Origin of the sequence: Streptomyces sp. AJS327 (assembly GCF_013450295.1) — a bacterium.
Classification (GTDB): Bacteria; Actinomycetota; Actinomycetes; order Streptomycetales; family Streptomycetaceae; genus Streptomyces.
This window is the reverse complement of sequence record NZ_SKBR01000002.1, coordinates 980,175-993,594: the sequence shown is the minus strand read 5'-3', so window position 1 is coordinate 993,594 and position 13,420 is coordinate 980,175. Positions and strand designations below refer to the sequence as shown.

The 13,420-nt window shown below is 72.2% G+C and carries 10 protein-coding genes; 2 read left to right on the top strand and 8 right to left on the bottom strand.

Annotated elements, in window-relative coordinates; genetic code table 11:
• Nucleotides 1-244: 244 nt before the first annotated feature.
• The 7 genes from E0L36_RS13980 to E0L36_RS13950 all read right to left on the bottom strand — a co-directional run bounded on the left by E0L36_RS13980 (nt 245) and on the right by E0L36_RS13950 (nt 9,948).
• Nucleotides 245-1,489 (bottom strand): DUF4192 domain-containing protein, encoded by a 1,245-nt coding sequence (locus E0L36_RS13980; protein ID WP_180929347.1) that lies wholly within the window; start codon nt 1,487-1,489, stop codon nt 245-247.
• 1,343 nt (nt 1,490-2,832) lie between these two features.
• On the bottom strand, nt 2,833-4,992 hold the full coding sequence (locus E0L36_RS13975; protein WP_180929994.1) for a RecQ family ATP-dependent DNA helicase: 2,160 nt from the start codon (nt 4,990-4,992) through the stop codon (nt 2,833-2,835).
• Nucleotides 4,993-5,369: 377 nt separating this feature from the next.
• Nucleotides 5,370-5,819 carry a hypothetical protein gene (locus tag E0L36_RS13970; protein ID WP_308416754.1) on the bottom strand — a complete coding sequence of 150 codons (450 nt, stop codon included), beginning with the start codon at nt 5,817-5,819 and terminating at the stop codon, nt 5,370-5,372.
• A 231-nt stretch (nt 5,820-6,050) separates the two neighbouring features.
• Nucleotides 6,051-6,728 (bottom strand): ribonuclease HII, encoded by a 678-nt coding sequence (locus tag E0L36_RS13965; protein ID WP_180929345.1) that lies wholly within the window; start codon nt 6,726-6,728, stop codon nt 6,051-6,053.
• Between the two features lie 462 nt (nt 6,729-7,190).
• On the bottom strand, nt 7,191-7,850 hold the full coding sequence (locus tag E0L36_RS13960; RefSeq protein ID WP_180929344.1) for a histidine phosphatase family protein: 660 nt from the start codon (nt 7,848-7,850) through the stop codon (nt 7,191-7,193).
• A 9-nt stretch (nt 7,851-7,859) separates the two neighbouring features.
• Nucleotides 7,860-8,474, bottom strand: coding sequence for a YdbC family protein (locus E0L36_RS13955; RefSeq protein ID WP_180929343.1), 615 nt, complete (start codon nt 8,472-8,474; stop codon nt 7,860-7,862).
• 64 nt (nt 8,475-8,538) lie between these two features.
• Nucleotides 8,539-9,948 (bottom strand): amidase family protein, encoded by a 1,410-nt coding sequence (locus E0L36_RS13950; protein WP_308416753.1) that lies wholly within the window; start codon nt 9,946-9,948, stop codon nt 8,539-8,541.
• Nucleotides 9,949-10,091: 143 nt separating this feature from the next.
• Between E0L36_RS13950 and E0L36_RS13945 the strand changes: the two genes are divergently transcribed.
• Entirely contained in the window at nt 10,092-10,739 is a 648-nt protein-coding gene (locus tag E0L36_RS13945; RefSeq protein ID WP_180929342.1) for a TetR/AcrR family transcriptional regulator, read from the top strand.
• A 95-nt stretch (nt 10,740-10,834) separates the two neighbouring features.
• Nucleotides 10,835-11,857 carry a medium chain dehydrogenase/reductase family protein gene (locus tag E0L36_RS13940; protein WP_180929341.1) on the top strand — a complete coding sequence of 341 codons (1,023 nt, stop codon included), beginning with the start codon at nt 10,835-10,837 and terminating at the stop codon, nt 11,855-11,857.
• Between the two features lie 80 nt (nt 11,858-11,937).
• On the opposite strand, the gene E0L36_RS13935 is transcribed toward E0L36_RS13940, so the two are convergent.
• The gene (locus E0L36_RS13935) at nt 11,938-13,284 is read right to left on the bottom strand and encodes a cytochrome P450 (RefSeq protein ID WP_180929340.1); all 1,347 of its coding nucleotides are present in this window, start codon (nt 13,282-13,284) and stop codon (nt 11,938-11,940) included.
• Nucleotides 13,285-13,420 lie beyond the last annotated feature (136 nt).

Genomic DNA, 13,420 nt, shown 5'->3' with positions numbered 1-13,420 from the left:
CGGCGGGGTCGAGGCAGCGGTCCGTCGAGGGCTCGGACGCCCACGCTCGGGGGCTCCGAACGGTGGGGGGATCCTCGGGGCGGCCGTTGACATACGCCTTCCTCCGGTTTCTGTTCTCCGAGGTCCGCCGGAACGTCTCGCGTCAGGGGACGATCCGCCGGGACGGGGCGCGGACACGCGGTATTCGCCGCCTAACTGAACGGGGGTGAGCTGCCGGCGGTCACGGTCGGCCGCGTACATCGGCTCAGTGCGTTTCGGGGTCGGCCGTCTCACGGGTACGGCGCTCCTCGCGCAGGCAGTGGCGCACACGCTCCGGATCGAGCCCCTCGTTGCACGCCTGATGGAGTAGGCGCGCGAACAGGTACTCGGGGTCGACACGGAGAGCCCGCCCCAGGGCCACCCGCGCGGCGGCCTCGTCCCCGCTGGCCCACGCCACCCACCCGGCGAGGGTCAGGGGCGCCGCCGCCTGCGCGGCGTAGGGGTCGACGCAGCGGCGGGCGAGGGCTCGCCAGACCCGCAACGCGGGTTCCGCGTCCCGGTCGTCACCCCATTCCGCCGCCTGGTCACGGGCCTTGCGGTCCTGGAGGCCGATGATCAGAGTCGCGGCCTCCTCGTGGCTCAGCAGGGCGTCGTCCCGGGCGTCCGCCGCCGCCTGGGTCGCTGGCGCGTCGCACTCCCGCCGGAATCGCGTCACCACTCCCGCGACGAGTTCCCTGGTCTTCTCCCGGAGTTCCCTGGGCCCCTCGGCACCGAGCATCTGGGGAACCAGTTCGGCCACCGCGGTGTCCAGGGCACGTCGTTGTTCCTCGGCCAGGGAGGAGGTGAGGGGACTCAGTCGGCGCTCCATCACGCGAAGCGACCGAGGTGTCGCGGGGTCGTCGAAGGCCAGGGCCATGGCGGACGTGCCGGGCGGGGAGAGTCGACCGCCCTCGGTGGGACAGCGCTCCGGATCCGGACAGCAGTAGGACCAGAACCGGCCAGCCGAGAGGCACAGAGCCTCGTAGACCGGAGTGTCCCGCTCTCCGCAAGCAGTGCGCAGCAGCTGCGCCAGCGGACGCAACCGTTGCATCACGTCCGCTCCGTCCTCGCCCGGCCTCGGGTCCTGGCACAGGAAGAGCACCGCCCCGTCCGGCTTCTCGCCGGGGGCTGTCGCGTTGACCTCCAGGCAGAGCGCCACCTCGGCCGCGACCGCCGACCACTCGGCCGGGTCCTTCGGAATTCCGAGCCGTACGCGGCCTCCGAATCGGCCTCGTTCGCCGTGCAGCGCGATGACGACCAGGGAGTCGTCGGGCTGGAATCCGAGGAGGTACGGGAGAGCTTCCGCGAGGTCGCCCGGCCCCCGCACCAGAATCTCCCGCCCCACGGATACCGAAGCCGCCGTCCGCTCGCCGTCGCCACACGCTGCCGGCTGCTCCGCTCCCGGCTGGTTTCCCGCGCCGTACTCAGCGGTGGGCTGGTTGTTGGGCTGGTTGTCGCTGTGCTGTGTCATGCGAGGAGAGTGGAGCAAAACGCCCGACTCACGTCGTGAGTCATCCACAGGACCGAACGTTCGTCATACGACTTCGGGGGGTTGTGGATGACGGATTCGCTGATACCCGGTGTATCCGATTGCATAGGGACATGCGCCACTTCGGGCTGCGGAACGCAGCCACATCCGCTCTGTCCTACCGCTCCGTGCGGACCGTTCGCCCACCCGCTACCGCACCGAAACGCGGCCGCTCCCACGTCACGGGAACGCGGTGGTCGACAGATGAGCCCGATCTCCCTGACACCCGCCGGGCACGCGACATCCGCGAGCCCCTTCCCGGCACCGGGAGCAAACCCGATCCGACCGCTGTTGAGGCGGAACGGCCATCGCCGTCCCCGAAGCGCCGGGTGCGGTGTTCCCACTCGCGCGGCAGCGGCACCACCGCGCGTTCGGCCGCCTCGTCTGGAAGCGCCCGCCGAAGCAGAGTTCACGTGCGGGACACGCACGGCCCCTGTCTCATCCGCCGGGACGTGCCAGGAACGGAGGAGCGCGAAACGCATGACGAGGGCACCCAACGCGAGGAGCCGGAGGTTCGTGGCGAGCCAGAAACCACCGTCGCGGAGGAGTCGGGCGACGAACAGCACCGCGACGACGAGAACGGCCCCGGGTCACATCCGCCGCTCTGCGCGGGACGGCTTCTCACATCCCCGGTCAACGCCGGGCCGGGGCCCGGTACCTCCGTCATGCGGCACTCCCCGGCGGGAGCCGAGGGCGGTGGATACCGTGGGCCGCGGTGTCTCTCCTGTCCGCGCCGGATCACCCCTGCCCGGGTAACGCCCGACGACGGTGGCGAGTCAGGTCGTCATCGGGGCCAGCGTGGCGACGGTCGCCAGCGCCGCCCGTCTGAACAACGGCGCCGGGAAGCACCGTGGGAGCGACGGCGGATCCCACCGCGCGGTCAGCGACCCGCTCCGCGTCCCTCCTCGTGCCGTTTCTGCCCTCATCGGCGGCGTGGCGTCACCAGCAGGCGCTGGTTCGCCGGAAGTCACCCTGCCCCCGGGGCCCGCACTTCCGCTCAGACGCCGTCTGGGCCGCGCAGCAGAAGTGAAGGTGGTCGCGACAACCGGCCCCCGTGTAGGAGTGGCTTCGGGCTCCCAGGCCACCGGGCTCAGGGGTGCGCGTGCTCCCCGAGAAGCGCTGGTCGCCCGCCCACGAGCCGCGTCGTGCGGCGGGCGGCCGCGACGAGCGGCTCCGTTCCCCGCCGTCTGGCCGGGGTGACGCGATGGCTCGGCGGCGGCCTCCGGCGGCTCGGGGACCGCCCACTCGGGTCGGCCAGGAGGGTCAGTGCGGGACTTCCCGGGGAGTCAGCCCGATGTGGCGAGCACCAGCGGAAGCACCGGTCCGCTGCCAGCCCGCCGGAGCAACCGCGCGGCGACCGCCAGGGTCCAGCCGGAGTCGGTGGAGTCGTCCACGAGCAGGACGGGGCCCGGCGCGCTCGCCAGTGCTGCCGTCAGTTCCCCGGACACGGCGAAGGAGCCGGACAGCGCCCTCAGCCGCTGCGCGGAGTTGCTCCGGTGAGCCGCGTGCGCGCCGTGCGGCCTGGTGTCGGTCAACGTACCGAGCAGCGGCATCCGGCCGACCTCCGCGATTCCGCGGGCCAGGGACTCGACCAGTCGTGGGCGCGTGCGGGACGGCAGCGCCACGACGCCCACGGGGCGGGCCGAGGTGTCCGGTACGTCCGCCGCCCAACCGCCGGGGGACCGCGCCCAGTCGGCGAGGACCGCCACCGCGGCACGCAGCACATCGTCCGGCACGGGCCCGTCGGTGGCGTTCTCGGCCAGCAACGGACGGAGTCGGTTGCCCCAGCCGATGTCCGAGAGCCGTCCCAGCGCGCGTCCGGTGGAGCACTGTTCCTCGGCCGGGATACGCCCCTTCAGGTCGATGCCCACGGCAGGCATCCCCGTCGGCCACATGCGGCGCGGTTCGACCGGTACCCCGGGCCGGTCCAGCTCCTTCTCCGCCGCCGTGAGGGTCTGTTCCGAGACGCCGGACTCCACCCAGGCGCCCGCGCAGGTGTCACACCGTCCGCATGGCTTCGCTCCGTCGTCGTCCAACTGGCGGCGCAGGAACTCCATCCGGCACTCGGCCGTGTTCACGTAGTCGCGCATGGCCTGCTGTTCGGCGGCCCGCTGCCGCGCCACCCAGGCGTACCGCTCCGTGTCGTACGTCCAGGGACGCCCGGTGCTCTCCCATCCGCCCTTCACCCGTCGCACGGCGCCGTCCACGTCGAGCACTTTCAGCATCATTTCGAGCCGAGCGCGCCGCAGGTCCACGGCGGCCTCCAGCGCCGGAACGGACATCGGCCGTCCGGCGCCGTCGAGAGCCGAGAGAGTCTGGCGAACCTGCGCCTCGGGCGGGAAGGCGGTGTCCGCGAAGTAGCGCCAGATGGCCTCGTCCTCCTTACCCGGCAGCAGCAGCACGTCAGCGTGCTCTACCCCCCGACCCGCGCGTCCGACCTGCTGGTAGTAGGCGATCGGCGAGGAGGGCGAGCCGAGGTGCACCACGAAACCCAGGTCCGGCTTGTCGAACCCCATGCCCAGCGCCGAGGTCGCGACCAGCGCCTTGACCCGGTTCGCCAGCAGGTCGTCCTCGGCCTGGAGACGGTCGACGTTCTCCGTGCGCCCCGTGTAGCAGGCCACGGCGAAGCCGCGCTGCCGGAGGTAGGCGGTCGCCTCCTCGGCGGCGGCGACGGTCAGCGCGTAGATGATCCCGGAGCCCGGCAACTCGTCCAGGTGCTCGGAGAGCCAGGCCAGGCGGTGAGCCGCGTCCGGAAGACGCACCACGCCGAGCCGCAGGCTCTCCCGGTCCAGCGGGCCGCGCAGCACCAGTGCCTCGCCCGCGCCGGTACCCAGTTGTTCCGCCACGTCCGCGGTGACGCGCGCGTTGGCGGTCGCGGTGGTCGCCAGCACCGGAACACCGCTCGGCAGCTCTCCGAGCATGGCTCGCAGTCGTCGGTAGTCGGGGCGGAAGTCATGGCCCCAGTCGGAGACGCAGTGCGCCTCGTCCACGACCAGCAGACCGGTCGTGGCGGCGAGTCTCGGCAGCAGCTGTTCACGGAAGTCCACCGAGTTGAGGCGCTCCGGGCTGACCAGCAGAACGTCGGTCGCGCCGCGCTCTACCTCCGCCTGGATGGTGTCCCACTCCTCGGGGTTGGCCGAGTTGATGGTGTGCGCCCGGATACCCGCCCGCGCCGCTGCGTCCACCTGGTTACGCATCAGCGCGAGCAGCGGAGAGACGATCACCGTGGGGCCCGAGCCCCGTCGCCGGAGCAGCGCGGTGGCGACGAAGTACACCGCCGACTTGCCCCAGCCCGTGCGCTGTACCACGAGTGCACGGCGACGCTCCTCCACCAGTGCCGCGACCGCCTGCCACTGGTCCTCTCGCAGCCGCGCCCTGCCCTCCGGGGCACCGACGAGTTCGGCGAGGATGGCGTCGGCTTCGGCACGGAGTTCCAGATCACCCATGCCCCCATGCAACCGGACGGCGAGGGTGCTCGGCCAGTTCACCGAGTGTGACCACCCTCGCCTCGCGGCACCGCGCCCCGGGGCGAGCCCCACCATCGAGCGGGAGGGGTCACGGAAGTCCTACCCCCCACCCGTCACGCGGTGGCCCGGCTCGCGCCGTCGCCAGCGCGGCGCCGGGCCGTGCCCGGACCGCCAGGTGACCGGGTGGCCCACGAAGGGACGCGGTGGCACCAGTGAACCAGGCGCGCGGTCGCCCGTCACGACCCACCGATCAGGACGGTCACGGAGGTGGGACCTCAATGAGGTCAGGCACAGCCCGGGAGGAGACCCGGCCACGCACCAGCCGTGCAGGTGACCGCCGCCGCACGCGCGACAGGTCAGAGGAGTTGAGTCAGGCGCGTCGGATCGCCGCAGACGGTGAGCTGTTCCCGCGCGCGGCCCAGCGCGCCGGGAAGCGCGGCGGTGACCTCCTCGTCGGTCCCGCCGTTCACGGCCAAGACCACCACGGCCCGGGAACTGGCCCGCTGCGCCGCGGAGGCGTGGGCACAGAACACATCGCTCTCCTCGGCGAGTTGGCGCCAGTAGGCGTCCTCACCGAAGGTCAGCTCGTGTTGCGCCCAGGGGTGGTGTTCACCCGTGGTGAGGACCAGGATGTCGCCGGGCGCGCGGCCCTCGTCGAGCAGCGCGTCAACGGCCTCGTCCGCCGCCGCGACAGCGGTCGACTCCGTGGCGGGGACGAGCTGGATCTGGGCGGTGCGCGCACCGGAGGCGGGGGTCGGGGTGTGGGAAGCGCGTCCGCCGCCGGACCTCCCGCGCCCGTTCTCCACCTGTTCGGGTGCGGACCTGGGACCGGGGACCGGCGGGACGGGACGGGTCGACTGCCGAGTTGGGGCCGGTCCCGTCGCGTTGCGGGGACCCGGGACACTCTCGTGAATCTGAGGCTCCTCGGGGATGAGAGGCATGGAGTGATGTCTATCAAACGGCATCGTGGGACATGTCAGCGGGGATGGCGCCCGCCACCGGGAGAAACCCGTGGTGCGGCGGAGGCCGTACCCCACTCAGAACAGACCGGGTTGATCAACCGGTTCGCTCCTGGTGCGCTTGAGGTGCCGCCAGCGGGGCAGGTCGTCGAGGTACGCCCAGGAGAGCCGGTGATGAGGGGTGGGACCACGTTCCTCAAGCGCCGCACGGTGGACGGGCGAGGGGTACCCGGCGTTGTCCTGGAAGGCGAACGCCGCGTGCTCGCCGCCGAGTTGGGCCATCAGCGCGTCCCGTCGCACCTTGGCGATGACCGAGGCGGCGGCGACCGAGACGCAGGACTGATCGCCCTTGATCACGGTGCGCACGCGCCAGGGGGCGCCGAGGTAGTCGTGCTTGCCGTCCAGGATGACGGCGTCGGGTCGCTCGGGGAGCCCTTCCAGCGCGCGGACGGCCGCCAGCCGGAGCGCGGCGGTCATTCCCAGTTCGTCGATCTCCTCTGGCGAGGACTGCCCCAGCGCGAAGGCCGACACCCAGCCGTACAGGGCCTCGGCCAGTTCGTTCCGCCGCTTGACGGTGATCAGCTTGGAGTCGGTGAGGCCCTCCGGGGGCCGACGCAGACCCGTCACGGCCGCGCAGACGGTCACGGGTCCGGCCCAGGCGCCGCGGCCGACCTCGTCGACTCCCGCGACGATCTTGGCTCCGGTAGTGGCACGGAGCGAACGTTCAACGCTGTGCGTGGGCGACTCATAGGGCATGACGGAGATCAGAGTAACGCCGGGTGGCGCGGGCCACGCACCCGCCCCCTCGCCTCACCCGCTGAACCGGACCCGGTGCGTACGTGGGGCGGCGGCGAGCGCGCGCTGCCGCCCTCCTGGCCCGTCCCCGGCCCGGAGAGCGAGGAGTGGCCCCGTGGAGAAACGCGACGTCAGGCAGGAACTCCCCGGTGGGGGCGCGCGCTTGGGGGAGGCCACCACCGGGCGACCGGGCAGGGTGCTGGCGCCGCGCGGCGACCATGAGACTGGGGAGGACGGGGCGCCGCACGCGATCTTTCCGGAGGCCGTGGGAATCTGGCACGTCGCCCGCTGGACGAGGCGCGGGACGTCACTCGCGGGACGCGTGGACGCCGCGACCTTCGGAGCGTGGACCTCGGGATGTGCGATTCGGGGCGTGGACTTCGGTGCGGTACCGGCGCGGCATGGTGGCTGCGCGCGAGTCCGCTATTCCAGCTCGCCGTAGGCGTGCGGAACGCACCACTGTTCGAAGGGCCGGTCGAGCCGGTAACGCCCGTCCGGGCCGAGGACCAGGGAGCGGGTCGCGCCGTTCTCCGGATTGGACAGCGCTTCGAACTGCGGAACCGTCCAGTGCAGCCAGCGCATGCAGAACAGCCGCATGGTGAGGCCGTGCGTCACGAGGAGCACGTTCGGTGGGTGGTCCGGGGACTCGAAGCTGCGCCAGAGGCTCTCCAGGAAGGCGCCGACCCGGTCGTAGACGTCCGCGCCGGACTCGCCCTGAGCGAAGCGGTAGAAGAAGTGCCCGTAGGCGTTCCGGTAGGCCTTCTGCTTCCGTACGTCCTCCCGGTCCTGCCAGTTGCCCCAGTCCTGTTCGCGCAGCCGCGGCTCCTCCCGGACCCGGAGGAGCGTGGGGTCGAGCGCGAGGGCGGTGAGGGTCTCGCGGGTGCGCCGGTAGGGGGAGACGTAGGCGGACACGCGTTCCTGCCCGAAGAGATCCCGCAGGTACTTCCCCGCCTCGGCGGCCTGCCGCGTCCCGCGCTCGGTCAAGGCGAGGGCGTGGTCCGGGACCCGTTCGTAGATGGTGTCGTCGGAGTTGCCCTCCGACTCTCCGTGCCGGAGGAGGACGATACGGCGGGGACGTGCCATGACCCCACCTTAGGCCGATACCGTCCACGACGGTTCAAGGTCGATCACGTCTCCCGCAACAGCGGTCACGTCCGCTCCGGTCTGCGCGCGGAGCGCCAGCCGTTCGACGCGCTCCGCGCGGTACTTCCCGTGCTCGGCGGCCGAGTTCCACATCGAGAGCACCAGGAACTCGTCCTCGGCCTGGGACTGTGCGAAGACGCCACGCAGCATGCCCGGCGAACCGGCCATCGCGGGGTTCCAGACCTTCTCCTGCATCAGGGTGTAGTGCTCGACGCGGTCGCTGCGCACCCGGCAGTGCGCGACCCGCAGCAGGTCGGCGTCGGTGAAGTCGGGCCGGAAACCGGTCTTCACATCGAAGCGGTACTCGAAGAGACGCACCCGCATGTCCCGGTAGGTGCCCTCCTGGGCGGCCTGCAACCGGTCGTGCGAGCGGGCCACGAACGAGTCGTAGAAAGCGCGGCTCTCCCAGAATCCGAAGAGGTGCACCACACCGTCTCGGGCCCGGCTCCACCCGCCGCCCTGACCCCGGAAACCGGGTTCGCCCAGGAGCCCCGCCCACTTCCGCTGTCCCCGCTCGAAACCGCGTCGGTCGACGACGGTGCAACGCATCCACTTGACCAGCACCGCGCCATCGTACGGCCAGACAGGTGAGCGGGGACCTGGAAGTGACAGCCCGCGTCCCCCGGGACTACGCTCCGCGCCCCACCGGGGCCAGCCGCCCGATCCGCGCCTCCACCGCGGCCGCCGCGTCCAGGCACAGGTCCTCCCGGAACACCCTGCCGATCAGCTGCACGCCCTGCGGCAGCCCGCCGAACACCCCGCCGCTGACGGCGGCGGAGGGCAGGCCGGCGAACGAGGTCACCGAGCAGAGCGAGATCGCCTGGGTCACCCGGCGGTGCCCCTCCGCGTCCCGCGCCTCCAGGCCCGGCGGGAACGCGGGCTCGGTGCTGACCGGCCCGAGCATCAGCGGATACTCCCGCTGGAACTCCGCCCACGCCCGCCGGACGCTCAGCCGCGTGCCCGTCAGCCTGAGGTATTCGGCCAGTCCGACGGGGGCCGTGCGCGCCATACCGAACTCGATGTACCGGTGTTCCTCCTCGTCCAGACAGGTCCTGATCCGCGGCCAGGAACCGCTGAACTCCGTCATCACCAGCTGTCCGTACGCCTCCAGCGTCTCCTCCAGCATCGGTGGCCCGGGCACCTCGACGAGCGGGTATCCAGCGTCCGAGAGTGCGCCGGCCGCTGCCTCCACCGCTGCCCGCACGTCGGGGTGCACGCCCCAGCCGGGATCGGTGACCACCGCCACCCGGATCGGACCGTCGACCTCCGGGAGGTTCACCGGCACGGGTAGCGCCCGGGGGTCGCGCGGATCGGTGCCGCTCAGCACCCGGTGGATGGCGCGCAGGTCTCCGGTGGAGCGGGCGAGAGGCCCGTCGACCACCAACTCCTGGGAGCCCAGCGGCGGATCCTCCGGACCGATCCGGTGGTCGGCCGGGTACCGCCCTGAGCTGGGTTTGAGTCCCGCCACGCCGCAGAACGCGGCGGGCAGCCGGACCGATCCGCCCGCGTCCTGCCCCAGCCCGAACGGGACCATGCCGGAGGCGACCGCCGCGCCGTCGCCGCCGCTGCTGCCGCCGGGCGTCACCTGGGCGTTCCACGGGTTGGCCGTGTCCCCGAAGAGCTGGCTGCGGGAGTGCACCCCGGCGAGCGTGAGGGTCGGCATGTTGCCGTGCGCGAGCGGGATCGCCCCGGCCGACCGGAGGCGTGCGACGGGAGGTGCGTCCCGCCGCGCCGGGTCCCGGGCGAAGTGCCGCGCTCCGTGTGTGGTGGGCACTCCCTCGATGTCGAGGCTCGCCTTGACGGAGAACGGCACCCCGGCCAGCGGCCCGGGATCGTGACCAGCCGACCGCGCGCGATCGAGGGCGGCCGCCGACTCCCGGGCCCGGTCGCCCTGGAGTTGGGCGAGGGCGTTGACCTGGGGGTTGACCGCGGCGATCCGTTCCAGATGGCTGTCCACCACTTCGCGGGCGCTCAGCTCTCCGGTCCGGACGGCCGCGGCGAGCGCCGTCGCCTCCCAGGTCCACAGTTCGCCTTCCACGCGACCTCCTCCCACGAGCCGCCCGGCGGCCCGCTCAGACGACAGGTACCGATGCATGCGCATCAGAACGCTCGGCACCGTACCCTGTTTCCGATGCGAGCGCATCGAAGATGTGGAGAGCACCGCAGAGCCGGGAGAGACACGTGCCCCGTCAGATCGATCACGAGAACCGGCGCCACCTGGTCACCGAGGCGGTCTTCCGGCTCGCCGCGGAGCGCGGCCTGGAGGCCGTGACCCTGCGGGACGTGGCGGCCAGCGCCGGGGTTTCCATGGGCGCGGTCCAGCGCTGCTTCCGCACCAAGGAGGAGATGCTGGTCTTCGCGCTGGGCCGGCTCAGCGAACGCGTCGAGGGACGCGTCCGCGAGCGGATCGGCTCCTCCCCCGCACAGTCCGCCCGCAGCAGACTCGGGCACACCCTGACCGAAGTGGCCCTGGTCCACCCGGACCAGGGCGCGGAGGCCCGCGTCTGGCTGGCGTTCCTCGCACAGGCCGCCGTCGCACCCAGCCTCGCCACCGTGCTCCGGCGGAACTACGCGGCTCTGCACACCGCCCTAACGCGGCTGCTGCACGCCGCGCTGCCCTCGCCCACCGGCGCCGGGGAGCTCGCCGAAGCAGCCGAGCGGGAGGCTCACGCGCTACTGGCGCTCGCCGACGGCCTCACCGCCCACGTCCTCGTCGGCCACCTTGACGCGACCGGGGCGATCAACGTCCTCGACCGGTATCTCGAACGGCTCTGGACACTCCCGGATACACTCCCCGGACGCCCGACTCCCGAGGACCAGAGCGGCTAACTGCGCCTGAAAAGCGCGGTGTTGACGTGTGTCGGCTCGGCGAGGCGGGTTGGTCCCGGTGCCGGGGGGCACCGGCCGCGCCGGGAGGAGGACCCGTGAAAGCCGTGTGGATCACCAAGGCAGGCCGACCGGAGGAGGCTCTGGAGGTTCGGGAGACCCCGGAACCCGAGCCCGGGCCCGGTGAGGTACGTATCCGGGTTCGCGCAGCAGGGCTCTCCTTCGCCGAGCTGATGACCCGTCTCGGGCTGTACCAGGACGCCCCCAAGCTGCCCAGCGTGCTCGGCTACGAGGCGGCCGGAGTGGTGGACGCCCTCGGGAAGGGCGTCGAGGAACCCGCCGTCGGAACCCGGGTACTGGCCGCCTGCTCCTTCGGGGCGCAGGCCGAGGCGGTGTGCGTACCGGTCGCGCAGGCCCTCCCGATGCCGGACGAGATGGGTTTCGAGGAGGCCGCGGCACTGCCCGTCAACTACCTGACGGCGCACCACATGCTCTTCCAGGTGGCCGCCCTGCGCCCCGGCGACCGGGTCCTTGTACACCAGGCCGCCGGTGGGGTGGGCACCGCGCTGCTCCAGCTCTGCCGCACGGTGGACGACACCGTGGTCTTCGGCACCGCGTCGGCCGCCAAGCACGACGCGATCCGCGAGGAGGGCTGCGCGCACCCCATCGACTACCGCTCCAGGAACTACGCGCGCGAGGTCCGGCGGCTGACCCGCGGGGAGGGCGTCGACGTGGTGTTCGACGCCCTCGGCGGACGCGACTGGCGCACCGGCTACCAACTGCTCCGTCCCGCCGGGCGCCTCGTGGCCTACGGGTTCAGCAACCTGGCGACGGAGCGGCGCCGCAACCCCCTGCGACTGCTGAGCCAGGGGGTGAGCGCCCCGTTCTTCTCACCGCTGTCCCTGATGAACAACAACCGCTCGGTCTCCGGGGTGCACATGGGCCGGATGTGGGACCGGCAGGATCTGCTCGCGCCGCAGATGGACCGGCTGCTGGAGCTGTACGCGAAGGGCGCGATCACCCCACGCATCGACTCGGTCGTCCCCTTCGCCGAGGTCGCCCGCGCGCACCACCGCGTCCAGCGGCGGCAGAACGTCGGCAAGGTGATCCTGGTCCCCTGAGGGCCGCCCGCCCGCGACCCCGCCGCTCCCGGCGGCTGGGGCGGCCCCGAGACCACCGGAGGCCGTTGCGAGACCCCAGCTCAGTCGCGGGAGCGGACGCGCACCGGAAGCCGCTCCGGACGCATCACCGTGAACCCCACCGGCTTCGCCGGAACCCTCGGGAGTTGCAGGGAGACGCGACGCACCAACTGGGCGAGCAGCACCTTCATCTCGACGGAGGCGAAGGTCGCGCCGATACAGCGGTGCGGACCACCACCGAACGGCAGGAACTCGTGCGGCCCCGCCTTGCGGTACCCCGGCTCGGCGGGATCCCAGCGCTCCGGGAGGAAACTCTCCGGGTCCCGCCAGACCTCCGGAAGCCGGTGGGTGACGTAGGCGCTGAGCACGATCAGCGCACCCCGCGGGATCCGGTGCCCCTCGAAGGTGAAACTCTCCGCCGCCTTCCGGGCGTTGAACGGCGCCGCCGGATACAGCCGCAGCGTCTCGTTGACCACGTGGTCCAGATAGGGGAGCTTCGGGAGGTCCGCCGCCGTCACCGGACGGGAGCCCAGCACCTCCTCCGTCTCGGCGCGGGCCCGCTCCCACACCTTCGGGTCTCGGGCCATGGCGTGCACGGCCCAGGCGATGGCGGCGCTGGTCGAGTCGTACCCCGCGGCGATCAGGCTGACCACCTGGTCGATGATCTCCACATCGCTCAGCCGCGCGCCGTCCTCGTCCCGGGCGGCCGTCAGCAGGGTGAGCACGTCGTGCTGGTCCTCGTCCGGATGCGCGCGCCGGTGCTCGACCTCGGTGAGGACCCGGCGAGCCACCTCGGCCCGCGCCGCGGTGGCCCGGCGATACGACGGGAGCCCCCACCGCTGCACCTGCTGGACCAGCGGGGACTGGTTGATCAGATCGAGGACGAGCTGGAGCTGCCTGCCGAGCGTGCGCTGGTCCGCGGCGAGCCGCTCACCGAACAGCACACGGACGGTGATACGGCGGATGACCGACCGGAGTTCCTCGTAGGCGTCCAGGGTCTGGCCCGGCCGCCAGGCGTCGATCGCCTCGTCGGCGAAGGTCCGCATGATCTCCACGTAGCCGTCCACCTCGCGGTGGTGGAAGGCCGGGGCGACCAGCCTGCGCCGGCGGTGGTGCTCCTCGCCGTCACTCACGATCAGCGCCGTCTCACCGTCCACCGGTATCAGCTGCTCGAACGCCTCACGCCAGCGGAAGAGCTGCGAGTTCGCGAAGACGAACCGGTTGGCCTCCGGCCCGAGCAGGTAGACGTACGCCAGCTTGCCGGAGCCTAACCGCCAGACCGGCCCGTAGGTCCGGTAGAGGTTCTCCGTCCCCTCGTACGGATGGCGAGCCAGCTCCGCGACGGTGCGCAGATAGCGGGCCGACCTGCCCAGTGGGCCTGCGGGCGGGGTGGTACCGGGAACGGGCATGGGCGACTGCCTCCTGACGCGGCGGCGGACCGCCGTGGTGCGGAACATGGGGCGTGGTGCGTGTGTGCCGGGAACGTATAACGCTGTTGACACGCGCTGCCACCGCTTCGCCCCAGCCGCCCGGCGCCACCCCGAA